Annotated in this window: 26 protein-coding genes; 16 read left to right on the top strand and 10 right to left on the bottom strand. The window is 68.5% G+C overall.

Annotated features, from left to right (window positions below):
* Positions 1 to 82: 82 nt before the first annotated feature.
* The 6 genes from RS901_RS07150 to RS901_RS07175 are packed head-to-tail and all read left to right on the top strand — an operon-like array spanning position 83 to position 4,185.
* Positions 83 to 1,024, top strand: a complete 942-nt coding sequence (locus RS901_RS07150) for a glyoxylate/hydroxypyruvate reductase A (RefSeq protein WP_316152379.1) — start codon at positions 83 to 85, stop codon at positions 1,022 to 1,024.
* Positions 1,025 to 1,062: 38 nt separating this feature from the next.
* Positions 1,063 to 1,998 carry a hydroxymethylglutaryl-CoA lyase gene (locus RS901_RS07155; RefSeq protein WP_316152381.1) on the top strand — a complete coding sequence of 312 codons (936 nt, stop codon included), beginning with the start codon at positions 1,063 to 1,065 and terminating at the stop codon, positions 1,996 to 1,998.
* 41 nt (positions 1,999 to 2,039) lie between these two features.
* Positions 2,040 to 2,540, top strand: a complete 501-nt coding sequence (locus tag RS901_RS07160; RefSeq protein WP_010813275.1) for a YbaK/EbsC family protein — start codon at positions 2,040 to 2,042, stop codon at positions 2,538 to 2,540.
* Entirely contained in the window at positions 2,537 to 2,965 is a 429-nt protein-coding gene (locus RS901_RS07165) for a thioesterase family protein (RefSeq protein WP_316152385.1), read from the top strand. The genes RS901_RS07160 and RS901_RS07165 overlap by 4 nt, the downstream gene beginning before the upstream one ends.
* Before the next feature lie 21 nt (positions 2,966 to 2,986).
* Positions 2,987 to 3,259 carry a DUF1289 domain-containing protein gene (locus tag RS901_RS07170; protein ID WP_085959674.1) on the top strand — a complete coding sequence of 91 codons (273 nt, stop codon included), beginning with the start codon at positions 2,987 to 2,989 and terminating at the stop codon, positions 3,257 to 3,259.
* Entirely contained in the window at positions 3,229 to 4,185 is a 957-nt protein-coding gene (locus tag RS901_RS07175) for an MBL fold metallo-hydrolase (protein ID WP_316152388.1), read from the top strand. Before RS901_RS07170 ends, RS901_RS07175 begins: the two co-directional genes overlap by 31 nt.
* Before the next feature lie 22 nt (positions 4,186 to 4,207).
* On the opposite strand, the gene RS901_RS07180 is transcribed toward RS901_RS07175, so the two are convergent.
* The 6 genes from RS901_RS07180 to RS901_RS07205 form a co-directional block, all read right to left on the bottom strand.
* The gene (locus RS901_RS07180) at positions 4,208 to 6,394 is read right to left on the bottom strand and encodes a TonB-dependent receptor (RefSeq protein WP_316152390.1); all 2,187 of its coding nucleotides are present in this window, start codon (positions 6,392 to 6,394) and stop codon (positions 4,208 to 4,210) included.
* Positions 6,395 to 6,553: 159 nt separating this feature from the next.
* On the bottom strand, positions 6,554 to 7,021 hold the full coding sequence (locus RS901_RS07185; protein WP_410054161.1) for a hypothetical protein: 468 nt from the start codon (positions 7,019 to 7,021) through the stop codon (positions 6,554 to 6,556).
* Positions 6,945 to 8,228, bottom strand: a complete 1,284-nt coding sequence (locus RS901_RS07190; RefSeq protein ID WP_316152392.1) for a GTP-binding protein — start codon at positions 8,226 to 8,228, stop codon at positions 6,945 to 6,947. The genes RS901_RS07185 and RS901_RS07190 overlap by 77 nt, the downstream gene beginning before the upstream one ends.
* Positions 8,229 to 8,460: 232 nt before the next feature.
* A complete protein-coding gene (dksA, locus tag RS901_RS07195; RefSeq protein ID WP_010813282.1) occupies positions 8,461 to 8,880 on the bottom strand; it encodes an RNA polymerase-binding protein DksA in 420 nt (139 codons plus the stop codon).
* Between the two features lie 612 nt (positions 8,881 to 9,492).
* Positions 9,493 to 10,566: a GTP-binding protein gene (locus RS901_RS07200; RefSeq protein WP_316152403.1), complete on the bottom strand. Its 1,074-nt coding sequence runs from the start codon at positions 10,564 to 10,566 to the stop codon at positions 9,493 to 9,495.
* A 30-nt stretch (positions 10,567 to 10,596) separates the two neighbouring features.
* Positions 10,597 to 11,133 carry a Fur family transcriptional regulator gene (locus RS901_RS07205; RefSeq protein ID WP_316152405.1) on the bottom strand — a complete coding sequence of 179 codons (537 nt, stop codon included), beginning with the start codon at positions 11,131 to 11,133 and terminating at the stop codon, positions 10,597 to 10,599.
* 163 nt (positions 11,134 to 11,296) lie between these two features.
* Between RS901_RS07205 and RS901_RS07210 the strand changes: the two genes are divergently transcribed.
* The 5 genes from RS901_RS07210 to RS901_RS07230 all read left to right on the top strand — a co-directional run bounded on the left by RS901_RS07210 (position 11,297) and on the right by RS901_RS07230 (position 16,362).
* Positions 11,297 to 12,196 carry an alpha/beta hydrolase gene (locus RS901_RS07210; RefSeq protein ID WP_316152407.1) on the top strand — a complete coding sequence of 300 codons (900 nt, stop codon included), beginning with the start codon at positions 11,297 to 11,299 and terminating at the stop codon, positions 12,194 to 12,196.
* Between the two features lie 295 nt (positions 12,197 to 12,491).
* Entirely contained in the window at positions 12,492 to 13,478 is a 987-nt protein-coding gene (locus RS901_RS07215) for a tripartite tricarboxylate transporter substrate-binding protein (protein WP_316152409.1), read from the top strand.
* A gap of 229 nt (positions 13,479 to 13,707) precedes the next feature.
* Positions 13,708 to 14,244: an ATP-dependent protease subunit HslV gene (gene hslV / locus RS901_RS07220; RefSeq protein ID WP_010813287.1), complete on the top strand. Its 537-nt coding sequence runs from the start codon at positions 13,708 to 13,710 to the stop codon at positions 14,242 to 14,244.
* Between the two features lie 64 nt (positions 14,245 to 14,308).
* On the top strand, positions 14,309 to 15,640 hold the full coding sequence (gene hslU / locus RS901_RS07225; RefSeq protein WP_114131080.1) for an ATP-dependent protease ATPase subunit HslU: 1,332 nt from the start codon (positions 14,309 to 14,311) through the stop codon (positions 15,638 to 15,640).
* A 428-nt stretch (positions 15,641 to 16,068) separates the two neighbouring features.
* On the top strand, positions 16,069 to 16,362 hold the full coding sequence (locus tag RS901_RS07230; RefSeq protein ID WP_316152413.1) for a hypothetical protein: 294 nt from the start codon (positions 16,069 to 16,071) through the stop codon (positions 16,360 to 16,362).
* Positions 16,363 to 16,436: 74 nt separating this feature from the next.
* Here the strand turns inward: RS901_RS07230 and RS901_RS07235 are convergent, their stop codons facing one another.
* Both RS901_RS07235 and RS901_RS07240 read right to left on the bottom strand, forming a co-directional pair.
* Complete coding sequence (locus RS901_RS07235) at positions 16,437 to 17,048, bottom strand: response regulator transcription factor (protein ID WP_018313710.1); 612 nt, start codon at positions 17,046 to 17,048, stop codon at positions 16,437 to 16,439.
* Positions 17,045 to 18,439 (bottom strand): ATP-binding protein, encoded by a 1,395-nt coding sequence (locus RS901_RS07240; RefSeq protein ID WP_316152416.1) that lies wholly within the window; start codon positions 18,437 to 18,439, stop codon positions 17,045 to 17,047. Before RS901_RS07240 ends, RS901_RS07235 begins: the two co-directional genes overlap by 4 nt.
* 176 nt (positions 18,440 to 18,615) lie before the next feature.
* Here RS901_RS07240 and RS901_RS07245 point away from each other — a divergent pair, with 176 nt between their 5' ends.
* Complete coding sequence (locus RS901_RS07245; protein WP_316152418.1) at positions 18,616 to 19,104, top strand: copper chaperone PCu(A)C; 489 nt, start codon at positions 18,616 to 18,618, stop codon at positions 19,102 to 19,104.
* A gap of 183 nt (positions 19,105 to 19,287) precedes the next feature.
* Here RS901_RS07245 and RS901_RS07250 read toward each other — a convergent pair whose 3' ends face one another.
* Positions 19,288 to 20,223: a LysR family transcriptional regulator gene (locus tag RS901_RS07250; RefSeq protein WP_114131084.1), complete on the bottom strand. Its 936-nt coding sequence runs from the start codon at positions 20,221 to 20,223 to the stop codon at positions 19,288 to 19,290.
* A gap of 93 nt (positions 20,224 to 20,316) precedes the next feature.
* Here RS901_RS07250 and RS901_RS07255 point away from each other — a divergent pair, with 93 nt between their 5' ends.
* The gene (locus tag RS901_RS07255) at positions 20,317 to 20,847 is read left to right on the top strand and encodes a DMT family transporter (protein WP_316152420.1); all 531 of its coding nucleotides are present in this window, start codon (positions 20,317 to 20,319) and stop codon (positions 20,845 to 20,847) included.
* Here RS901_RS07255 and RS901_RS07260 read toward each other — a convergent pair.
* On the bottom strand, positions 20,820 to 21,062 hold the full coding sequence (locus RS901_RS07260; RefSeq protein ID WP_316152422.1) for a cysteine-rich CWC family protein: 243 nt from the start codon (positions 21,060 to 21,062) through the stop codon (positions 20,820 to 20,822). The genes RS901_RS07255 and RS901_RS07260 overlap by 28 nt on opposite strands.
* A gap of 354 nt (positions 21,063 to 21,416) precedes the next feature.
* Between RS901_RS07260 and argB the strand changes: the two genes are divergently transcribed.
* The 3 genes from argB to slmA all read left to right on the top strand — a co-directional run bounded on the left by argB (position 21,417) and on the right by slmA (position 24,012).
* Complete coding sequence (gene argB / locus RS901_RS07265; protein WP_010813296.1) at positions 21,417 to 22,334, top strand: acetylglutamate kinase; 918 nt, start codon at positions 21,417 to 21,419, stop codon at positions 22,332 to 22,334.
* 71 nt (positions 22,335 to 22,405) lie between these two features.
* Positions 22,406 to 23,344, top strand: a complete 939-nt coding sequence (locus tag RS901_RS07270; protein WP_316152424.1) for a pyrimidine 5'-nucleotidase — start codon at positions 22,406 to 22,408, stop codon at positions 23,342 to 23,344.
* Positions 23,341 to 24,012 carry a nucleoid occlusion factor SlmA gene (slmA, locus tag RS901_RS07275; RefSeq protein ID WP_316152426.1) on the top strand — a complete coding sequence of 224 codons (672 nt, stop codon included), beginning with the start codon at positions 23,341 to 23,343 and terminating at the stop codon, positions 24,010 to 24,012. The genes RS901_RS07270 and slmA overlap by 4 nt, the downstream gene beginning before the upstream one ends.
* The last annotated feature ends 274 nt before the right edge of the window (positions 24,013 to 24,286 follow it).

Here is a 24,286-nt window from a genome sequence, read left to right on the forward strand (position 1 = left end):
TCTCCGTTGCCCCAACCAACCCCACGCCCATTACTCTGCCAAAATACGCCTTTAACCCCACCAGAATCCCCCTGGAGACAAAATGAAGTTGCAGTTGTACGTCCCCGACGGCCGCTACGACCCCTGGATCGCAGGCTTCGCCGAGGCACTGCCCGAAGCGCAATGTGTGACGTGGGAGGACAGCCGTGGCGAACCGGCCGACTACGCCGTGGTCTGGCGTCCGCCGGTGGAGATGCTGCGTGGCCGTACCGACCTGAAGGCGGTGTTCAACCTGGGCGCCGGCGTCGACGGCATCCTGCGCCTGCGCGATGAAGCCCCTGACGCCTTGCCCGCGGGCGTGCCGATCGTGCGGCTCGACGATGCCGGCATGGCCGCGCAGATGGCCGAGTACGTCACCCACGCGGTGCTGCGCTATTTCCGCAAGATGGACGCCTACGAGGCCCAGCAGCGCGCCGGCAACTGGAAGTTCCTGAAACCGCATCGCCGCGCGGACTTCACCATCGGCGTGATGGGGGTGGGCACGCTCGGCACGCATATCGCCCGCACGCTGGCGGGCTTCGGCTTCCCGGTGCGTGGCTGGAGCCGCACCGCGCGCGCCATCGAAGGCGTGAGCGGCTTCTATGGCGATGCCGGGCAGGCGCCGTTCCTCGATGGCCTGCGCGTGCTGGTCAATGTGCTGCCGCTGACGCCGCAGACCGAGAACATCCTTAACGCCGGGCTGTTCGCGCGGCTGGCACAGGGCGCGTATGTGATCAACGTCGCGCGCGGGCAGCATCTGGCTGAGGAAGACCTGCTTGCCGCGGTGCAGTCGGGGCAGATTGCCGGTGCCACGCTCGACGTGTTCCGCACCGAGCCGCTGCCTGCCGAACACCCGTTCTGGCAGGAGCCGCGCATCACCCTCACGCCGCATATCTCTGCGCTGACGCTGCGCGAAGACAGCATCGCGCAGATCGCCGGCAAGATCCGCGCGCTGCGCGCGGGCCAGCCGATCGCGGGCGTGGTCGACGTGCAGCGGGGCTACTGAGCGCCCCGACCAAGACGAACTAGAGACAGGAGACAGCCATGACCATGCCGAACTACGTGAAGATCGTTGAAGTCGGCCCGCGCGACGGCCTGCAGAACGAAAAGGCGATGGTGCCGACCGAGGTCAAGGTCGCGCTGATCAACCAGCTGACCGATGCCGGCTTCGTCAATATCGAGGCCGCGTCGTTCGTGTCGCCCAAGTGGGTGCCGCAGATGGCCGACGGTGCCGACGTGATGGCGCGCATCCAGCGCCGGCCCGGCACGCTGTATTCGGCGCTGACGCCGAACATGAAGGGGTTTGAAGGCGCGATCGAGGCCGGTGCCGACGAGGTGGTGATCTTCGGTGCCGCCAGCGAGGCGTTCTCGCAGAAGAACATCAACTGCTCGATCGCCGAGTCGATCGCGCGCTTTGCGCCGGTGGCCGCCGCAGCCAAGGAGAAGGGCGTGCGCCTGCGCGGCAGCATCTCGTGCGCGCTGGGCTGCCCGTACCAGGGCGAGGTGCCGGTGCACGCGGTGGTTGACGTGGTGCGGCGCATGCGCGAACTGGGCTGCGACGAGATCGATATCGCCGACACCATCGGCGTGGGCACCCCCGTGCGCGTGCAGGAAGTGATGCGCGCCGCGGCGGCGGAGTTTGCGCTGGACCGCCTGTCGGGCCATTTCCACGATACCTACGGGCAGGCGCTGTCCAATATCCTGGCCAGCCTGGAAGTGGGCATCTCGATCTTCCATGCGTCGGTGGCGGGGCTGGGCGGCTGCCCGTACGCCAAGGGCGCGACCGGCAACGTGGCGACCGAGGACGTGCTGTACATGCTGCACGGCATGGGCATCCACACCGGCATCGACCTGGAAGCGGTGGTGCGCACCGGCGACTATATCTCGCAGGCAATCGGCCGCGCCAACAGCTCGCGCGTGGGCCGTGCCTTGCTGACCAAGTGGGCCGCCGCCAGCGATGCGGCGCCCGCCTGCGCGTAAGTGCGGATCAGGCGCGGGCCACAGAACAAGGAGAAGAACGCATGACGGTGAATGACGAAGCGCTGCCCGAGTCCGCGCAGCGCGTTGCGGACCTGCTGGCCGGGCTTGGCCATGACCGGCCCGTGGTGATGCTGCCGGCCACCGGCAAGACCTCGGCCGAGGCCGCGGCGGGCCTGGGCTGCAGCGTGGCGGAGATCGCCAAGTCCATCATCTTCCGGCGCGTGGCCGACGATGCGCCGGTGCTGGTGATTGCCAGCGGCAGCAACCGCGTCGACGAGGCCAAGGTGGCCGCGCGCGTGGGCGCGCTGGGTAAGGCCGACGCCCGCTTCGTGCGCGAGAAGACCGGCTATGCCATCGGCGGCGTCTGCCCGATCGGCCATGCGGTGGCGCCAGTGATGCTGCTGGACCAGGACCTGTTCCGCTATGACAGCCTGTGGGCCGCGGCGGGGCATCCCCATGCGGTCTTCAACCTGACGCCGCACCAGTTGCAGCAGATGACGGGCGCCGAAGTGGCCGACGTCGCGGCAGGCTCCGTGGCATGAGTCCCGACCTGCGCCCCGGCCTGACCTTCAGCTGGCAATACACGGTGCCGCCCAAGGCCACCGTGCCGCGCCTGTACGACGATATCCCGGGCTGCCCCGAGATGCCCGACGTGCTGGCCACCGGCTATATGGTCGGCATCATGGAATGTGCCTGCCTGCAGATGCTGCGCGAGCACCTGGACTGGCCGCGCGAGCAGTCGCTCGGCACGCTGGTCAGCTTCTCGCACCTGGCGCCGACGCCGCCGGGCATGACGGTGACGGTCAAGGGCGAACTGGTGGCGGTGGACGGGCGCCATCTGCGCTTCCAGCTGAGCGCCTGGGACGGCGAGGACAAGATCTCCGAGGGCGTGCATGAGCGCCACCTGATCGACGCCGGCCGCTTCAACCAGAAAGTGGCGGCCAAGGCCGCGCGCGCGGCGGGCTGAGTGGCGAGCGAGCGCAACGCCATGGCCTCCACGCCCCCCACACCCATCACGCCTGCCTTGCTGGCCGCGGAACTGGCCGCGCAGGCCGACGCCGCGCGGCAAGCCTCGCCGGTGCCGTCGCCATGCCGCAACGTCTGCCGCATGGACCCCGCCAGCGGCTACTGCGAGGGCTGCCTGCGCACCATCGAAGAGATTGCCGGCTGGTCGTCCGCCGGCGACGAAGACAAGCGCCGCATCTGGGCGCAACTGCCGCAGCGCGCCGCATGGCTGGCAGGCGAGGAGACATCCCCTTGAGCGAACGCCCGGTCCCGCAGTTGCCGGCCACCATGCGCGTGTTCGAGCGCGGCTGGCTGTCGGCCAACAATATCCTGTTCGTGGAGGGCGACGATACAGTGCTGGTCGATACCGGCTACGTCACCCACGCGCCGCAGACGGTGGCGCTGGTGGCGGCGGCCTTGCAGGGCCGGCCGCTCGCACGCGTGATCAATACCCATCTCCACTCCGACCACTGCGGCGGCAATGCCGCGCTGCAGGCGCGCTGGCAGCCGCGCACCGCGATCCCAGCTGCAGAGGCCGCAGCCGTTGCCGCGTGGGACACGGAAGCGCTCAGCTACAACGCCACCGGCCAGCAGTGCGACCGCTTCACCTTCGACAGCGTGTTGAGCGACGGCGACAGGCTGCGCCTGGGCGGCGTCGACTGGCAAGTCGTGGCCGCCCCCGGCCATGACCCGCACGCGGTGATGCTGTTCGCGCCGGCCGAGCGCATCCTGGTTTCCGGCGATGCGCTGTGGGAGAACGGCTTCGGCGTGATCTTCCCCGAACTGGATGGCGAGAGCGGTTTTGCCGAGCAGGCGGCGGTGCTGGAACGCATCGCGCAACTGGACGCGCGGCTGGTGATCCCGGGCCACGGCCGGATGTTCACCGATGTGGCGGCGGCGGTCGAACGCGCCCAGGGGCGCCTGGCCTACCTGGGTGCCGACCCGGCGCGCAATGCCAGCCATGCGGTCAAGGTGCTGGTGAAGTTCAAGCTGCTGGAGCAGCAGCGCATGGCCCGGGACGCGCTGGTGGCATGGATGGAAGCCGCGCCGCTGATGGTGCGCATCCGCCAGCGCTTCATGCCGGGGCTGGAGATGGCCGAGATCTGCGCGCAGACGGTGCGCGCGCTGGCAGGGGTGAAGGCGCTGGCGGTGGAGGGGGAGTGGGTGGTGAACCGGGATTGATTCACCACGCCTGCCTGCATCCTCAGAACGACGTCCTGAACCCCACCTTGACACTGCGCCCGGCCAGCGGCGCGATATCACGCAGGATCGACGCCGAGTTGCGCGCATCCTGGTTGGTCAGGTTGTCGCCGCGCAGGTACACCAGCGTCTGCGTGCCCGACACCTTGAACTTGTAGGTGAGCGCCAGGCTCAGCAGCGTATAGGCATCGGTCGGCGTGTCGTTGGTTGGCACGCGGGTCTGCCTTGCGGCGTAGGTCACGTCCACGCGCGCGCCCCACGGGCCCGCGCCATACACCAGCGCGCCACCCAGGCGCAGCGGTGCCAGGCGCGGCAGCGGTTCGCCGGTATCGCGGTTCTCGCCGCGCACGTAGTCGGCGCGCGCCTCGAAGTCCAGCGTGTCGCTGGTGGTCAGCATCTTCTGCAGCAGCCGCGTCTTGCCTTCCGCCTCGAAGCCGTACAGCGTGGCCGGCACACCCAGGTACTGGAACTCCGGCAGCGCACCCGGGCTGCCGGCGGCGACCACGTCGCCCGCCTCGTCACGCGTGCGGCCGGTGGCGTTCAGCGCGAGGTAGTTGGCAAAGCGGCTGTAGTAGCCCGACACGCCGGCACTGTGCGCGCCGGACTTGAAGCGCACGCCCAGGTCGATCGACGTGGCCCGTTCCTTGTTGGCATTGGGGTCGCCCAGCTCCCAGGCGCCGGTGGCCACGTGGGGGCCGTTGGCATACAGCTCGTAGAAGGTCGGCGCGCGTTCGGTGTACGACAGGTTGCTGGTCAGCGACCACAGCGGGTTGACCTTGTAGAGCAGGCCGGCCGAGGCGCTGGTGGCGTTGAAGCTGCGGTTGGCATCGGTAAAGCGGTCGTTGCCGTTGGCGCTGGCCTTGATGCTGCTGTGGTCCAGGCGCCCGCCCAGGTTCAGCTTGAGGTCGCCGGAAGCGGTCAGTGGCAGTTCCTCGAACACGAACAACGCCGCGCTATCCGTATTGGTGCTCGGCACGAATGCCTCTTCGCCCAGCGCCGAGAAGTCGGTATGGCCGAACTGCGTGCCGATCACGCCCGTCATGTTGCCGATCTTCGCGTGCCTGGCCTCCAAGCGCGCATCCCAGCCGCGGTTCTTGAAGATCGTGCCGGTCTCGCCGCCCTCGATTTCCTTGTGCTCGTAGTCGGTATAGCTGAACTTGCCTTTGACCGATTCGAGCCAGCCGGCGGTGTTGCCGGCCAGGTTGCGCGCCTCGCCTTCCAGCGCAAAGCGGTCCTGCCGCATCTTCAGCCGCACGTCGTCCTCGGCGGGCGTGCCGTACTCATTGCGGTAGGCGCTGTAGTTGGCGCCGACGAAGCCGTCGGCCCAGGTGTAGGAGCCGCCCATCGCGCCGCCTTCCTGCTGCGCGCTGGTGTTGGGCAGGCGGCCATAGGCTTCGGTCTCGCCTGCGGGCAGCGGATCGGTGGCGCGCAGACGGTCGCTGCGGGCGTACCCGGGGATGCGCAGGTCGCTGGTCTTGCGCGCGAAGGCGTCGGCGTGGACCGCGAACTTGCCGTTGCCGGCCTCGATCAGCGCGCTGGCGTTGCGCGCCTGGTCGCCGCCCGCGGTGGCGCTGGCATCGACCGCGCCGCCGATGCCTTCGATCGGCTCCTTCGGAATCCGGTTGTCGATCACGTTGACCACGCCGCCGATGGCGTTGCCGCCGTACATCAGCGCCGCCGGGCCGCGCACGACCTCGATGCGCTCGGCCACGAGCGGGTCCACCGGCACTGCGTGGTCGTAGGACAGCGTAGAGGCGTCGACCGTGGTGCCGCCGTTCTGCAGCACCTTGATGCGGTCGCCGTCCAGGCCGCGGATCACCGGCCGGTTGGCATTGGGGCCGAAATAGCTGGATGAAACCCCGGGCAGCTTGTCGAGCGTATCGCCCAGCGTGCTGCCCTGGCGCACGGCCAGGGCGTCGCCGCCGAGCGTCGATACCGGCGCCACCATGTCGTTGAGGTCGCTGCCGAGCGGGTTGGCGGTGACGACGACTTCGCGCAGCGTGGCGCCGGCCGGCGCGGTGGCAGTGGCCGTGGCGGGTGCGCTGTCGGCGGCAGGTGCCGCGGCGGTCTGTGCCAGCGCGGCGGGCGCGACGAAGGCGCTGGCCAAGGTGGCGGTGAGGGAAGCGGCAAGGGCCGCCAGCGGGGTCAGGCGCGGTGCGCTGGTTGGTGCGGTGTAACGGTTTTTCGACATGGCGCGCGGAGCGAGGCAATGGCAATCGGCCCAGCTGGCACGGCAGCTGCCCGGCACGGCGCCGGCCACCCGCGATGGGCGTGGCCGCGCAGCCGGAATGGGCAGGCGTTCAGCTCGGAATTGGTCAGGCCGGGTGCGCGGCGAGGGCCGCGTCCCGGATCAGGCGAGGGCGATGGCCGGCGCCGGCGGCGCGCGCGATTGGAAGGGGTGGGTGGCAGGCAGGTCGGGCCAGCGCCAGGCCAGGTTGGCCGGCTTGACCGGTTTGCCAAAGGCAAGCTGCGGCAGCGGCAGCTTGACGCACAGGGTGTCGGCAACCGTGGCGCCATCGAACAGCACGCACGAGTGGCCGCTGAATTTCTGCGCCAACGGGTGCGGCTCGGGGTCGTTGGCCGAGGCGGCGTCGGCCGTTGTCACGGAGGCCGACGGCGCGAGCAGGCCGCCGTGCACGATGCGGTGGGTCAGCCCGGCGTGCTGCGCCAGCAGCAGGCATAGCGCCAGCCACAGCGCGGACCAGAGGCCCGGGCCGTGCGCGCGCAGGCGGGCGAACCAGTCAGTGCGCATGCGGATGACCGGCGTGGTTGCCGTGGTGGTGGTCGGGATCGCCGCAGCCGCAATCGTTGTCGCCATGGTCGTGGCCATGGGCATGATCGTGGTCGTCGTCGAAGTCGTCGACCCAGCCGGGGAAGGGATCCGCGTAGGCCGCCCAGGCTTGCGCGCCCGCGGCCATCTCGGCATCGGTCAGCAGGCAGGCGTCGAGCCGGGCCTGCAGCGCCGCATGGTCCAGGTCCAGGCCGGTCAGCACCAGTTCCTGGCGGCGGTCGCCGAAGGCTGCCGGGGTGCCGTCGACCTGCATGTCGGCTTCGACTTCGGCGCGTTCGGCGGTGTCGGCCGGCCATTCGGCCGGATCCAGCGCAGCCCACCAGGCGCCGGCGCCGCCATGGCGGCAGACGCCGCCGGACTGATTCCAGTCGCCCGCGGTGTCCATGCGGCTGGCCAGCCAGAACAGGCCCCTGGAACGCAGCACGCTGCCGTGCTCGCGCAGCCATTCGGTATGGATCAGGTCGGCGAAGCGTTGCGGATGAAACGGGCGGCGGCGGCGGTAGACCAGCGTGGAGACGCCGCTGGCGTCGGCAGCCGGCACCTCGCCGCGCAGCGCGGCAAGCCAGCCCGGGGCGTCCGCGGCGGCTTCAAAGTCGAAGCGGCCGGTGCCTTGCACGCGCTCGGGCGGAACCTTGCCGAAGCTGGCTTCGACGATGTCGGCACGCGGGTTCAGCGCCTGCAGCACGGCGTGCAGCCGCGCCAGTTCCGCAGCGCTGGCAAGGTCGGCCTTGTTCAGCACGATCACGTCGCAGCATTCGACCTGCGCCACCAGCACTTCGGCCACGGTCCGGTCATCGTCCGTGGCCGGCGCCAGCCCGCGGCCGGCCAGGAACTCGGCCTCGTTGAGGTCGCGCAGGAAGGTGGCGGCATCGATCACCGTCACCAGCGTGTCGGGTTGCACCGCCGCGCCGGGCCCGGCGCCATGCTCGGCCTCGAACAGGAAGCCTTCGGCAATCGCGAGCGGCTCGTCGAGGCCGTCGGCTTCCATCAGCAGCGCGTCAAAGCGGCCCTCGGCGGCAAGCCGGGCGGCTTCGCCAAGCAGTGCGTCGCCCGCGGGCAGCACCGCGGCCTCGCAGCCTGGCGGCAGCGGCGCCAGCGCCTGCCCGTCCTGCGGCCCGCAGACCAGCACGGCCATGCGCCGGCCCGCGCTGTGCGCGAGCAGGTGGTTCAGCAGCGTGGTCTTGCCGGCGCCGGGGAAGCCGGACAGCACGGTGACGGGCAGGCGATCAGCCATGGCAGGAGAGGTGGAAGTGACGACGGGGTACGCAGCCCTGGCGCTGGCTGCGCTGTTGCAACAAGGTTGCGAATTTACCAGAAAGGGCGGGGCGGCAACAGCCGGACGATTCTCAATGGTAGGCCGTGGCGACGGCACGACAAAGCGGACGCGGTCCCGCCAAAGCAAACGGCCCGGGTAACCGGGCCGTCACGTTACGCCTGCCGCACCGGCCGTGCCGGCGCGCGGCGCATCAGTCGCCGAACAGCTTCTGGCGCAGTTCGCGGCGTTGCTGCGCTTCCAGCGACAGCGTGGCCGTGGGACGGGCCAGCAGGCGCGGCACGCCGATCGGCTCGCCGGTTTCCTCGCACCAGCCGTAGTCGCCGGACTCGATGCGCTGCAGCGACTGCTCCACCTTCTTCAGCAGCTTGCGCTCGCGGTCGCGCGTGCGCAGTTCCAGCGCATGCTCTTCCTCGATGGTGGCACGGTCGGCCGGATCCGGCACGATGACCGTTTCGCGCAGGTGTTCCGTGGTCTGGTCAGCGTTCTTCAGGATTTCGTCGCGCAGCTGCTCAAGACGGTGCTTGAAGAAGGCGAGCTGCGCTTCGTTCATGTAATCCTTGTCGCTCATCTTCAGGATTTCAGCTTCAGTCAGAAGTTTGTTGCTGCTCATGGTTGCTGCTGATTCTCTTGTTGATGCGGCCGGCGGCGTCTGGGTCCGCTCGGGTGCGCTGTCCGCGCGCTTGCGCGCCACGGCTGTTTCACTCTGGCTGGCTGCAGTCTTGCTGCTTCGCGGGCCTCCCTTCGTTGCGCCCGCTTCGGCGTTCGCCGTACTGCCGCGGGGAGCGGGCGCGGCCTTCACAGGCTGCGCCTTGAGCGTCTCTGCCGCGACACTACCTGTCTTGCTGCGGCTTTCTTTCGTCTTCGTTGCGGCTGTCATGGGGACACCTCTCTCTCGCGTCAGTCAGTGACGGCGCGCGTCGGGGCACCCCAGGCGGAAAAAAGGCGGTCTCCGCACGAAGCACTGCGACCGCACCTGCCGGCGGCCTGCCTCATGCTGACGACAACCGCCGCCCTGCAAGTCCACCAGATCCGATGGACCAAATGCCGGCAGCGGGAAAAAGGTGCGCCACCGGTATCAAATCCGGCCTATTGTACTTGAACAAATTTCTCCGAGATATGGGGAAAACCGGCTGGCGCTTCGGTATTTCCCCGGTACCCCGAACGGGGGGCGGCCGCGCAGCGGTGTCCGGAGGGGGCGTCGCCGATGGGGCGACTAGGGCACTCAGGCCAGGCAGTTCTCCAGGCCCTTGAGGATGGCGTCGCGGGGCAGGTCCACGCCGATGAACACCATGCGCGTGCCCGGGGTCTCTTCATCCCACTTGGCGCCGATGTCGCTGCCCATCAGCTGGTGGACCCCCTGGAACACCACTTTGCGGTCCACACCGTCCATATATAGTACGCCCTTGTAGCGCAGCAGTTTTTCCCCGTACACGGCCAGGATGCCGGACAGGAATTCCTCCAGCTTGCCGTAGTGGAAGGGCTTGTCGCTGCGGAAGACAAACGAGGCAATGCGGTCGGTATGGTGGTGGTGATGGTGGTGGTCGTGCGCGTGGCCATGGCCGTGCGCATGGTCGTGCCCGTGATCATGGCCGCAGTCGTCGCCGCAATGCTCGCCGTGCTCATGGTCATGATCGTCGGCGCCCAGGAATTCCGGGTCGATCTCCAGCTTGGCGTTCAGGTTGAAACCGCGCAGGTCGAAGATGGTGTCGATCGGCGCCTCGCCGAAGTTGACCAGGCGGATCGGCGCGCGCGGGTTCATGTGCAGCAGGCGGTGGCGCAGCTCTGCCACGTCGGCTTCGGTCACCAGGTCGGACTTGGTGATGAAGATGGCATCGGCAAAGCCAACCTGGCGCTGCGCCTCTTCCTGCTTGTCCAGCTGCAGGTGGGCGTGCTTGGCGTCGACCAGCGTGATCACCGCGTCGAGCAGGTAGCGCGAGGCAATTTCCTCGTCCATGAAGAAGGTCTGCGCCACCGGGCCCGGGTTGGCCACGCCGGTGGTCTCGATCACCACGCGGTCGAAGCCGATCTCGCCGGCGTCGCGGCGCGTCAGCAGCGTCGACAGCGCCTGCACCAGATCACCGCGGATAGTGCAGCAGATGCAGCCGTTGCTCATCTGCACGATCTGCTCGCGGCCGTCCTGCACCAGGATCTCGTTGTCGATGTTCTCTTCGCCGAACTCGTTCTCGATGACGGCAATCTTCATGCCGTGCTGCTCGTTCAGGATGCGCTTGAGCAGGGTGGTCTTGCCGCTGCCGAGAAAGCCGGTCAGGATCGTGACCGGGGTCAGTTTGGACATTGTTGTTCTCCGGGTATTAGAGATTGCCGTTCAGTGCGAAGCGCTGCCAGGCGGGGCGGGCGCACGCTTGCCGCACTCGGCGCAGACGCCGTTCACGGTCAGTTCGACATGTTCGATGGCAAAGCCGCTGGGCACGCGTGGCGCGGCCGGTTGCACCGGTGCGCTGGCATCGTCCAGGCAGAAGGTGCGGTCGCAGCGGGTGCAGTGGAAATGGCTGTGCTGGCGGTGCTCCTGCGCGCGCGCGGCCTCGTGCTCGACCAGGCTGAAGCGGAACACCCGGTCGTTGCCGGCACGCTTCTGCGCCACGCCCTGTTCCACCAGCCAGTCCAGCACGCGGTAGACGGTGACGCGGTCGATGGTCTCGCCCGGTTCGGGCAGGCGGTCGATCACGGCCTGGTGCGTCAGCGCCTCATCGCTGCCGATCAGGCAGGCCAGGATGCACAGCCGCGGCTGGGTCACGCGCGCGCCCAGCTGGCGCAGGCGCTCGTGGGCGGCTTCCAGGGACGCAGGGGTGGGGATCGCCGGTTCCGGCACAGCGGCCGGCCGGTCCGGACTGGGACGGGTCATGGGCAGATTTAACCATAGGCCCCCGGTTGATGCAATTCAGTTGCGTCAGCGGGCCGAATGGCGAGGCCCGTGCAGTCACGCCGAAGGGGCGGTTTGCGCCTATGATCGGCACAGGACGACCCTTGGAACCCTAGGTTTTTTAGCCCCAGAGCGGAGACGACCCATGCTGAATGATGCCAGCGCGCTGCTGTTCCCGAACTTCGAAACTTTCCGGCAGCGTGTCGGCGAGGTCGAGATCGCCGGCGTGCGCGGCGGTTCGGGGCCGCCGCTGCTGCTGTTGCACGGGCACCCGCAGAGCCACCTGATCTGGCACCGGGTGGCGCCGGCGCTGGCCGATCACTTCACGGTGATCGCCACCGACCTGCGCGGCTACGGCAGCAGTTCGGCCCCGCCCGGCAATGCCGGCCACGAGCACTACAGCAAGCGCACCATGGCGCAGGACCAGGTGTCGCTGATGGCGGCATTTGGTTTCGAGCACTTTGTGCTGTGCGGCCACGACCGCGGTGCCCGCGTCGCGCACCGGCTGTGCATGGACTATCCGGAGGCGGTCAGCCGCGCCATGCTGCTGGACATCGCGCCCACGCTGGCGATGTACGAGCGCACCAGCATGGCCTTTGCCGCCGCCTACTGGCACTGGTTTTTCCTGATCCAGCCGGCGCCGTTCCCCGAGACGCTGATCAACGCCGAGCCCGATTTCTACATCGAGAAGCTGATGGGCCTGCGCCACGCGGGCCTGACGCCCTTCGCCCCCGACGCCATGGCTGCCTACACCGCGGCGATGCGCGACCCGGCGCGCGTGCATGCCATGTGCGAGGACTACCGTGCCGCCGCCACCATCGACCTGGAGCACGACCGCGCCGACCACGAGGCCGGGCGCCGGCTGGCGTTGCCGCTGCGCGTGCTGTGGGGCGAGCACGGCGTGGTGGCGCGCTGCTTCGAGCCGCTGGCGCTGTGGCAGGAGGTGGCCACGGACATCAGCGGCCAGGCGCTGCCGTGCGGGCACTACATCCCGGAAGAGGCGGCCGAACCGCTGCTTGAGGAAATGCTCGGTTTCTTCCGTTAGGCCGCACCGGGTGTCACAAACGCACGCCTTTGCAGCCGATCTCTGCCATATCTTCCCCGTTTCCCGCCATATGCGGCTGATTGCAGGCGGGTTAGCCCCTATACCTGCGTATTGTCTGGTGTTGCTAACATCAAGGCCCGCCCTTGCCGTTTACGGCAGGGCAGCGGAGCCAGCCGGCATGGTCCAAGAGCGCGGTCACAGAAACCGCGCCAGATGCGTCCCCCGCACAAGCAGGGGCCGGGCCGGCGGCAACGCATTGCAAGACGGGTATTGAAGGGAACCAGGAGAAGAAAGCATGAAACGAGTGGTAAAGATGGTCGCGGGTGCTCTGGCAGTCAGTGTGATGGGTGTGGCGGCGGGCGCGTATGCGCAGGAATTCCCGGGCGGCAAGCCGATATCGGCCGTGGTGCCGTTCTCCGCCGGCGGCCCGACCGACAAGGTCGCGCGCGAGCTGACCGCAATCATGTCCAAGCACCTGGGCTCGACCATCGTGATCGAAAACCTGGGCGGCGCCGGCGGCACAATCGGCGCCAAGAAGGTGGCGCAGGCCAAGAACGACGGCTACACCGTGCTGATCCACCATATCGGCATGGCCACGGCCCCGGCGCTGTACCGCAACCTGGGCTTCGATCCGCTCAAGGACTTCGAGACGGTCGGCGAAATCGCCGACGTGCCGATGATCCTGGTCGGCAACAAGCAACTGCCGCCGAACAGCTTCAAGGACCTGCTGCCGTACATCAAGGCCAACGCCGGCAAGCTGTCGCTGGCCAATGCCGGCATCGGCTCGGCCTCGCACCTGTGCGGCCTGCTGTTCCAGAGCGCGATCCAGACCGAGCTGACCACCGTGCCGTACAAGGGCGCTGCGCCGGCACTGACCGATATCCTGGGCGGCCAGGTCAACCTGCTGTGCGACCAGACCACCAATCTCGCCGGCCATCTCAAGGCCCACTCGGTCAAGCCGTATGCGGCCATGCAGGCACGCCGCGTGGAAGCATTCAAGGATGTCCCGACCGCGGCCGAGCAGGGCATGCCGGGCGTGGAAGTGAAGGTCTGGCACGCCATGTACGCGCCCAAGGGCACGCCCAAGCCGGTGATCGACAAGCTGTCGGCGGCGCTGCAGAAGGCGGTGGCCGACCCGGCCTTCCGCGCCAAGATGGCCGAGCTGGGTGCCGAAGCGGTGCCGGCGCAGCGCGCCACGCCGGAATCGCTGCGCAGCTACCTGAGCGCCGAAATCAACAAGTGGACGCCGGTGATCAAGAAGGCCGGCGTATACGCCGACTGATCAGGTGGCGTGATGCATAAGGCGCGCGGGTCCTGGCCCGCGCGTTGGCGGACAAGGGCCATGCGGCAGCGCATGGCCCTTCTTGTTTTCTGGTGTGAGGTCCGGCAGCCCGCCGGCAGGCATCCTATATTGGGTCAGACCGGGCGGCGCTTCCCGGAGCACGCGACAGGCCTTGAAACCGGCCAGGGGCGTCGCCAACTACGGTCCTGACATATTCACGGAAGCCACCATGGAACAGTATCACGGCACTACCATCGTCAGCGTCCGCCGCGGCAATCAGGTCGCACTTGGCGGTGATGGTCAGGTCACGCTCGGCAATATCGTGATGAAGGGCACCGCGCGCAAGGTGCGCCGCATCTACAACGGCAAGGTCCTGGTCGGGTTTGCCGGCAGCACCGCCGACGCCTTCTCGCTGCTGGACCGCTTCGAGGCCAAGCTGGAAAAGTACCAGGGCAACCTGACCCGCGCCGCGGTCGACCTGGCCAAGGACTGGCGCTCGGACCGCGCCCTGCGCCGGCTGGAAGCCATGCTGATCACCGCCGACCGCGACACCACGCTGGTCATCACCGGCAACGGCGACGTGCTGGACCCCGAGGGCGGCATCGCCGCGATCGGCTCGGGCGGCGCGTACGCGCAGTCGGCCGCCAAGGCGCTGGTCGAGAACACCGAAATGGCGCCCAAGGACGTGGTCGAGAAGGCGCTGACCATCGCCGGCGAGCTCTGCATCTACACCAACACCAACTTCGTCATCGAGACGCTGGAATAAGCGAAGGCCGGCCCCAGCCGGCCCTCCGGCCTGCCAGCCTGCCGCGCCCTACTGAACGGATACCATGTCGCACACCATGACCCCGTCGGAAATCGTTTCCGAACTCGACAAGCACATCATCGGCCAGACCAAGGCCAAGAAGGCCGTGGCGGTGGCGCTGCGCAACCGCTGGCGCCGCCAGCAGGTGGCCGAGCCGCTGCGCCAGGAAATCACCCCCAAGAACATCCTGATGATCGGCCCGACCGGCGTCGGCAAGACCGAGATCGCGCGCCGCCTGGCCAAGCTGGCCGACGCACCATTCATCAAGATCGAGGCCACCAAGTTCACCGAGGTGGGCTACGTCGGCCGCGATGTCGACACCATCGTGCGCGACCTGGCCGAGATGGCGATCAAGCAGACGCGCGAGTCCGAGATGAAGAAGGTGCGCACCAAGGCCGAGGATGCGGCCGAGGACCGCCTGCTCGACGTGCTGCTGCCGCCGGCGCGCGATATCGGCTTCGCGCAGCCGGAAGAGAAGGATTCCAACACGCGCCAGGTGTTCCGCAAGAAGCTGCGCGAAGGCTCGCTCGACGACAAGGAAATCGAGCTGGAACTCTCCGCCGGCATGCCGAGTATGGACATCATGGGCCCGCCGGGCATGGAAGACATGACCGAGCAGATCCGCACCATGTTTGCAGGGCTGGGCCAGGGCAAGAAGGCGCGCCGCAAGATGAAGGTCAAGGAAGCCTTCAAGCTGCTGATCGACGAAGAGGCCGCCAAGCTGGTCAATGACGAGGAGCTCAAGCACAAGGCCATCGCCAACGTCGAGCAGAACGGCATCGTGTTCCTGGACGAGATCGACAAGATCGCCAGCCGCAGCGATGTCGGCGGCGGCGAGGTGTCGCGCCAGGGCGTGCAGCGCGACCTGCTGCCGCTGGTGGAAGGCACCACGGTGAACACCAAGTACGGCATGATCAAGACGGACCACATCCTGTTCATTGCCTCGGGTGCGTTCCACCTGTCCAAGCCGAGCGACCTGATTCCCGAGCTGCAGGGCCGCTTCCCGATCCGGGTCGAGCTGGATTCTCTTTCCGTGCAGGACTTCGAGGCCATCCTGACGCAGACCGACGCCAGCCTGACCAAGCAATACCAGGCGCTGCTGAACACCGAAGAGGTCAGCCTGGTGTTCGCGCCGGACGGCATCCGCCGGCTGGCCGAGATCGCCTTCTCGGTCAACGAGAAGGTCGAGAACATCGGCGCGCGGCGCCTGTACACGGTGATGGAGCGGCTGCTTGAGGACCTGTCTTTCCACGCCACCAGGTCGTCGGGCGAGACTGTGACGATCGATGCGGCGTATGTTGACGAGCGCCTCGGCGACCTCGCCGGCAATGAGGACCTGTCGCGCTACGTGCTGTAAAGCCTGCCCGAAAGAGCAGAGCGGATTTGGGTGCACCAAAGCCGCCCCAACTAGCCTAAGCAAGGTGTTCTCCCTCTCCCCTCATGGGGAGAGGGCCGGGGTGAGGGGTGGTCTAGCTAGGAGCCACATCGAGCAGGGCCGACGGTTTTTTTCCAGCTCAGCAGCCCCGGCAAGCGCCCGCCCTCGCCCCTCTCTCGCACGCGGGAGAGGGGAGCCAAGCAGCAGCATGCGAGAAAGTAGGGCGCACTACGGTGCGCCTTTTTCATGTCCATGCGTTTCCACCTGCCACACCCGGGTAACCATCGTAAGCATTGGTAAGCCCGCTGGCGCACCCCTGCCGGCCGATGCGACCCTTGCGTACCTTGACGGTCGATTGACCGGTGCGGGAGCCACCGCATCCCCATCAACTCACTGGCAGGAGAAATCAGATGGTCAACTACAAGACCCGCCGGGTGGTGCTCGCCACGGGCGGCCTGCTGGCCGCACTGGCGGCGGCGACCGCGTTCCTGTGTGTGCGTCCGGCCATTCCGGCAGCCGAAGCCGCGCAATCGGGCACGGTCGGTGCGGCCGCTGCCGCGGCGGCGACGCTGGCGCTGGACTCGGGCGCGCTGTTCACGCTGGCGGACCGCCATGCCGGCGATGCCATGCGTATCGCACAAGGCAGCACGCCACAGGACCGTGCCGAGGGCCTGGACTGGGACTATGTCCAGCTGCGCCTGTAATCCGGATGGCGCTTGCCATCGGGCATGTGAAAGGCCGCGCACAGGCGCGGCCTTTTCGCTTGTTGCCGTAACAATTACCGCGACACCGGCCGCTTGCCCAGCTTGCGCTGCAAAGTGCGTCGGTGCATGTTCAGCGCCCGTGCCGTGGCGGAGATATTGCCGTCATGCTCGGCCAGCACGCGCTGGATATGCTCCCATTCCAGCCGCGCCACGGACAGCGGCACCGGTTCTTCCAGCGCGGCCTGCGCCGCATCTTCGGACACGCCCGCCATCAGCGCGGTCAGGATCGAATCGACATTGGCCGGCTTGGCCAGGTACTCGTCCGCGCCTTGCTTGACCGCGGCCACCGCGGTGGCGATGCTGGCGTAGCCGGTCAGGATCAGGATGCGTGCGTCCGGCAACGCCTGGCGCAGCGGCGACACAAGTTGCAGCCCCGATTCGGCGGGCACGGTGCTGCCGGCATCCGGCGGCGGCTCCAGGTGCAGGTCCAGCGTGACATAGGCAAACTCGATGCGTGATGCCAGCGCCAGTGCGGTGCGGCTGTCGTGCGCCACCTGCACGGCATAGCCGCGCCGCGTGAGCGCGCGTGCCAGGGTGCCGGCAAAGACTTCGTCGTCGTCGATGACCAGGAAGGGCGTGCCAGCCGGTGCGGTGGCTTCGGGTACCGGGGTGAGGGTGTCGGTCATGGGATTCGTGGTGCCGTGGCGGCGGTGGCAGCGGATGCGGAAAGGGTGGAGAGCGCGGGCAGGCGCAGCTCGGCAACCGTGCCGCCGCCGGCGCGGTCGTGCCAGGCCAGCTCGCCGCCCATCTGCCGGGCGGCGCTTTGCGCCAGGTACAGGCCGATGCCCTGGCCGCCGTGCTGGCTGGCCACCGGGGTTTCGCCCAGTTCGCCGCGCAGCATCTCGGGAATGCCGTCGCCGTGGTCGGCGATGCGGAACGACAGCCACGGCGCGGTAATGCCGGGCGCCATGGCGATCTGCAGCTGCAGCGGCTCCTGGCCGCGGCCGGCGGCTTGCTGGCTGCGCGCGGCGTTGTCCAGCAGGATGGTCAGGATCTGGCCCACGCGCGCGGTTTCCACTGCCTGCGCGCCGGCGCCCGGCGTGGCACTGGCCTGCAGGCTGGCGTTGGGGTGGCGCAGCTGCCAGCGCTCGGCAAAGGCCGGCAGCCAGCCGTCGATGCGCTGCGGCGCCAGCGTGGCCGGGTCTTCGCGCAGGCGCGCGAGCGTTGTGCGGCACAGCGCCAGCTGCTGTTCCATGGTCTGCAGGTCGGGCAGGTAACCGTTGATTGCGGAGGTGCCGCGGCCCGCGTCGGAGGCATCGGCACGCAGCTCGCCGGCGATGACCGCCAGCGTGGCCAGCGGCGTGCCGATCTCATGCGCGACCGCGGCGGCCTGGCCGTTCAGGTCTTCCACGCGCGCCTCGCGCAGCAGCTGCTCGCGCGCCAGGTTCAACTGCGCCTCGCGCTGGCGCAGCACGCCGGACAGGCGCGCCACGAACAGCGCGATCATCACCGCGCTGGCGACGAAGTTCAGCCACATGCCGGCCAGGTGGTAGTTCACCGCGTTGTCCGGGTTGTGCAGGTCCAGCGGCACATATTCGAACAGCAGCAGCGTGTAGCAGGCGAGCGCGTACAGCGCCAGCGCGATCACCTGGCGCCACGGCAGGATGGCGGCGGCAATGGCCAGCCCCGGCAGGTAGAAGGAGACAAAGGGGTTGGTCGCGCCGCCGGTGTAGAACAGGATGGCCGACAGCGCGGTCAGGTCCACCAGCAGCTGGCCCATCAGCTCGGCCTCGCCGGGGGCGCTGTTGCGCCGCGTGTGCTGGCGCAGGCGCAGGCCAGTCAGCAGGTTGAACAGCGCCTGCAGGCCGAACACCACCAGCAGCGGCCCGTAGGGCAGGCGGATGCCGGCGATGGGCTCGCAGCTCAGCACGGTCAGCGCCTGTCCCGCCAGCAGTGCCCAGCGCAGCCAGAACAGCCGGCGCAGCGTCACCTGGCCATGGCGGGCGGAGGTGCCCGCCGGCAGTGGCGACAGGAAGGGAAGGTCGGGCAAGCGGGTCACGGCTGCGGCGGTGGTCATGGCGCGAGTGTATCAATGCGGCCGCGGGGCACCGATGCGTGCGACACCTTGCCGCATTGGCGCCGCGCCGGGCGGGATGCCAGACTAACCGGCTTTGCGCCGCATGGCGGGGTTGCCTGGGGCATGCACGGGCGGGCATCGCCATGGTCTAATGACTGCTTTCAGGAGAGCCTTTCATGCAAGCCAAATTCCGCTCGGCCACGCTGGCCGCATCGGTCGCCCTCGCCGCCGCGCTGGCGTCCGGCGCCGCGCAGGCCCAGGTCGATGTCAGCAACGCCTGGGTGCGCGGCACGGTGCCGACCCAGACTGCCTCCGGCGCCTTCATGGTGCTGCACGCGCACGACAACGCGAAGCTGGTCGGCGTATCGTCGCCCGTGGCCGCGGCGGAGTTGCACGAGATGAAGATGGAAGGCAACGTGATGCGCATGCGGCAGGTCAAGTCGCTGGACCTGCCCAAGATGAAGGACGTCGAGCTGAAGCCGGGCGGCTACCATGTGATGCTGATGGACCTGAAGTCGCAGCTCAAGAAGGGCGACACCGTGCCCATCACCCTGAAGATCGAGCAGGGCGGCAAGGTGATCGAGCAGAAGGTCACGGCCGAAGTGCGTGACATGGTGCCCGCTGCCGCCGGCGAGAGCGGCGGCCACGGCGACCACAAGCACTGAGCGCCTGACGGGTCCGGCCACCAGCGCCGGGCCGCTCCCATCCGACATCATGGCCAACAAGCAGCACGGCACCCGGCAGAAGCTGGTCTTTCGCGGGGACACGCGGCCCGCCAGGCTACCTGCGGTTCCCGCGCGGCGCCGTGATGCCCAGCCCCCGGCGCCAGCCAAGCCGGGGGTGCGCCGTCAGCCGCGCAAGCTGATCGGCTCTTCCGATTCCTGACTGGCCGCCGCGGCCAGCACGCGCTCGCGCAGCCAGGCGTGGGCGGGATCGGCTTCGGTGCGCTCGTGCCAGATCATGCTGAAGGTGAAGTCTTCCAGCGCAAACGGTGGCGCGAACACGGCGTAGCGCGGGTCTTCCTCCAGCGCGGCCAGGCTGCGCCGCGCCGTGGTCAGCACCAGGTTGGTCCCGGCGATCAGCGCCGGCGCCACGCTCCAGTGCGGCACCACGCAGGCGATCTTGCGCCGTCCTCCCAGCTTGGCTACCGCGGTGTCGATCGCGTCCATGCGTTCGCTGTGCGTGGCCACCAGCACGTGCGAGCGCGCCAGGTAGGCCACCTGGTCGAGCCGGCCGGTATCGCGCACGGTGGCGGCATCCACCGCGCAGGCATAGCTCTCGCAGAACAGCTCCGCGGATTTCACGCCTTCCGGCTGGTGGGTGAACACGCCCAGCGCCATGTCGATTTCGCCATCGGCCACCTGGGCGGTCATGCCTTCGCGGCTGGCCTGCGACACCACCAGGTCGATATTGGGCGCGGCCTTGCGCACCGCGCGCAGCAGCCGCGGCAGCACCACCAGCGCGCCGTAGTCGGACATGGCCAGCCGGAAGCTGCGCCGCGCGGTGGCCGGCTGGAAGCCGCTGGGCCCCAGCAGGATGCGCACCTGCGCCAGCGCCTCGGCGAGCGGGCCGGACAGTTCATGGGCGCGCGCGCTCAGCACCAGGCCGCCCTTGCCGCGCACCAGGATGGGATCGTCGAGCAGCTGCCGCAGCCGCCCGAGCGCGTGGCTGACCGCCGGCTGGCTCAGGTGCAGCCGCAGCGCGGCGCGGGAGATATGGCGCTCGGCCAGCAGTGCTTCGAGCACCACCAGCAGGTTGAGGTCGATTCCGCGTAGGCTATTCATTCGGCGAATAATAAACGTACGAAAGCAGAATTGGAAATTCGCATTGCGATATTTCAAACTGCTGGCATCGCATCTTGCCCTATGGAGCGCGTCATGTCAGGCACCCAGTTGCCGTTTTCCCTCCCGGTTTCACTCTGGCTGCCGCTTACTACGGCCGTGCTGGCCGGCGCGGCGATCCCCTTCCAGGCGGGCGCCAATGCCACCCTCGGGCGCACGCTGGGGCATCCGCTGTCGGCCACGCTGGTGTCGCTGCTGGTCAGCCTGGCGGCGCTGCTGCCCGTGCTGTGGCTGATGCGCGTGCCGCTGCCGGCGCCGTCGGCACTGGCGCGCGCGCCGGGCTGGCTCTGGATCGGCGGGGTGCTGGGGGTGTTCTATATCTCGGCCGCGCTGATGATGGCGCCCAGGCTGGGCGCCGCCGGCTTTATCGCCGCGGTGGTGGCGGGCCAGGTGCTGGCGGCGCTGCTGGTGGACCAGTTCGGGCTGGCCGGCTTTGCGGTGCGCGCCCTGACGCCGGCGCGGCTGGCGGGCGCGGCGCTGATCGTGGCGGGGATGCTGGTGATGCAGTGCGGCGGCGCGACGGCATCCGGGGCGGCGCCTCAGCCGGCGGCCGACTCGGGTTCCTGAGTGGACTCATGAACGGCTTGCCGACGCTCCGCCAGGCAGGCCGGACACAGGCAGTGCTGGCCCGGCACGATGCGCTGCGCCGGCAGCAGCGGCTGGCTGGCGCACCAGCACTCGGGCAGCCCCGCCACATAGCCGCAGACAAAGCCCGCGCCGCAGTGGCTGCAATGTTCGACCGGGCGCAGCTGGCCGGTCAGCACGGCCGAAGCGTCGCTCATGGCTGGCCTCCCGGCGCTGGCGGGAAGTCGGGGATCCGGGCTGGCAAGAGGCGGCTGGCGGCGGGCATGATGGTCAAGGTGGGGAACGCTGTGCCGCGGCGCAAGCCAAACGGCTGAGGTGGCGGCACGTTGTTGCGCGGACGGAACGCGTTGGTGCCCCGTGGGGCGCTTGCAGGCCGCCTGCAGGCAGTTCGCGGGACCACGTTCGGCCGGTTGACTCGCGCCCCGCGCGGTTTCTTGTAAAATCGGCGCCTGCCATGGCCGGATGGCGCACTTTCGGGCGATCCCCGTTGGTTATCCCTGGCTACGTGGCCGATTAGCCATCATACCTGTTGATTCTCACGGATGTCCCCCATGAACGCCGACAACCCCGGGCCTGCCGCAACCACGGTGGCCGCCATTGCTCCCGCGCTGAAAGCCGAGATCCTCGCCGAGGCCCTGCCGTATATCCGCAAGTTCCACGGCAAGACCATCGTGGTCAAGTACGGCGGCAATGCCATGACCGAAGAGAAGCTCAAGCACGGCTTCGCGCGCGACGTGATCCTGCTGAAGCTGGTCGGCATGAATCCGGTGGTGGTGCACGGCGGCGGCCCGCAGATCGATGAGGCACTGAAGAAGGTCGGCAAGGTAGGCACCTTCGTGCAGGGCATGCGCGTCACCGACGAAGAGACCATGGAAGTGGTCGAGTGGGTGCTGGGCGGTGAAGTCCAGCAGGACATCGTGATGCTGATCAACCAGTACGGCGGTCAGGCCGTGGGCCTGACCGGCAAGGACGGCGGCCTGATCCGCGCCAAGCGCCTGCAGATGCCGGACCGCGAGAACCCGGGCGCCTTCATCGATATCGGTTATGTGGGCGACATCGAGGCGATCAACCCCGCGGTGGTCAAGGCGCTGCAGGACGACGCCTTTATCCCGGTGATCTCGCCGATCGGCTTCTCCGACGACGGCCAGGCCTACAACATCAACGCCGACGTGGTTGCCGGCAAGATGGCCGAGATCCTGAAGGCCGAGAAGCTGGTGATGATGACCAACATCCCGGGCGTGATGGACAAGAAGGGCAACCTGCTGACCGACCTGTCCGCGCGCGAGATCGAAGAGCTGTTCGCCGACGGCACCATCTCGGGCGGCATGCTGCCGAAGATCTCGTCGGCGCTGGATGCGGCCAAGAGCGGCGTGCATTCGGTGCACATCATCGACGGCCGCATCGAGCATTCGCTGCTGCTGGAAATCCTGACCGAGCAGGCCTTCGGCACCATGATCCGCTCGCACTGAGCGGAGCCTCGGGGCGGTGCCGGCAGCGGCCGGCCGCCCCGAACATCCCACCACCCTCCGAGTTGCCCGGCGTGCCTTCCAGTCTTCCTTCCCCGCGCCGTGTCCGCGCTCGCCTCTGCCGCCGCCCCGCGGGCAATACCTCGGGCGATACGGTCTGGCTGTTCGATCTCGACAACACCCTGCACGACGCCTCGCACGCGATCTTCCCGGCCATCAACCGGCTGATGACCGACTACGTGGCGCGCGTGCTCGGCTGCGACGAGGCCACCGCCAGCCGCGTGCGCGTGGACTACTGGCAGCGCTACGGCGCCACGCTGCTGGGCATGATCCGGCACCACGGCGTGGATCCGGCTGACTTCCTGCGCGCCGCGCATGAATTCCCGGAGCTGGCCGACATGGTGCGGGTGCGGCGCGGGCTGGCCGCGCACCTGCGGCGCCTGCCGGGGCGCAAGATCCTGGTTACCAATGCGCCGCAGGACTACGCGCGGGCGGTGCTGGAGATAGCGGGCATACGGCATTGCTTCGAGCGCGTGGTGGCAATCGAGCAGATGTGGGTGCATGGCCACCTGCGGCCCAAGCCGGACCGGCGCATGCTGCGCCGGCTGCTGGTGCAGGCGCGCATCGCGCCGCATCGCGCGGTGCTGGTGGAAGACACCGTGTCGCACCTCAAGCGCTATGCCGGCACCGGCATCCGCACCGCCTGGGTGACGGGCTACCTGCGCACGATCGCGCCATCGCGCCCGCATGAGGTGCCCGCGGTGCGCGACGACGGCAGCCGGCGCGATGCCGCGGTACGCTCGACGCTGGAGGCAGAGGACCGGCGCCATGTCGGCCACGCCGCGCAGGAGCAGTCGGTGACGCTGGTGGCCGCGGAGACCCAGGCGCCGCAGGCGCAGCCCGACAACATGCGGCGCGTGCGCGCCCGCGTGCCGAACCGGCCGGCCTATGTGGACATAAAAGTACAATCGATGCATCAACTCCAACGACGAATGCGGAGAATCGGGTCATGACGCAAAGCAACGGGCGCGAGCCGGAGGCGGTCATTTCAGGCAGTGCGCAGGATGCGCAGGACGGGGGCCAGCCGCCAGTCACGCCGGCGCGCAAGCGCCCGCGTCCGGGCGAGCGCCGCGTGCAGATCCTGCAGACGCTGGCCACCATGCTGGAGCACCCGCGCGGGGAGAAGATCACAACGGCCGCGCTGGCTGCGCGGCTGAGCGTGTCCGAGGCGGCGCTGTACCGCCATTTCGCCAGCAAGGCGCAGATGTACGAGGGCCTGATCGGCTTTATCGAGCAGACCGTGTTTGGCCTGATCAACCAGATCACCGACAAGGAAGAGCACGGCCTGCGCCAGGCCCATGCCATCGTGCGCATGCTGCTGTCGTTTGCCGAGAAGAACCCGGGCATGACGCGCGTGCTGACCGGCGAGGCACTGGTGGGTGAGCACGAACGCCTGCAGGAGCGCATCAACCAGGTGGTGGACCGCATCGAGGCCTCGCTGCGCCAGTGCCTGAAGATGGCGGTGACGCAGGCCGCGTTCCCCGCGGATGCCGATATCCCGGCACGCGCTGCGTTGATCATGGCGGCGGTGCAGGGCCAGTGGCACCGCTATGCCAAGAGCGGCTTCCGCAAGTCGCCGTCGGACCATGCCGAGGCGCACCTGCGGGTCTTGCTGAGCTGAAAACTACATGCCGGGCCGATTGCTCTATAATTGCGCGGTCGCGCCGATTTGATGACTGGCTTGCGGGCGCGCGGCAGCCAAGGGACCAAGTTCCGGGTTGCCACTATAAATGCGGCTAAAGAGGTTGGGTCGGCGCCCCATGCCACCACGGTAGTGGATGGCGCCGGCACGCGGAATCCCGCAAGGAATCCAGTGAATCCCGACTTGGCTGCGACGCTTCATACGCAAATGCCGGTCGGGTTTTTTTATGCCCGTTCGCCACGGGCCGGATTCC

It is taken from the genome of Cupriavidus sp. BIC8F, assembly GCF_032465815.1.
Classification (GTDB): Bacteria; Pseudomonadota; Gammaproteobacteria; order Burkholderiales; family Burkholderiaceae; genus Cupriavidus; species Cupriavidus necator.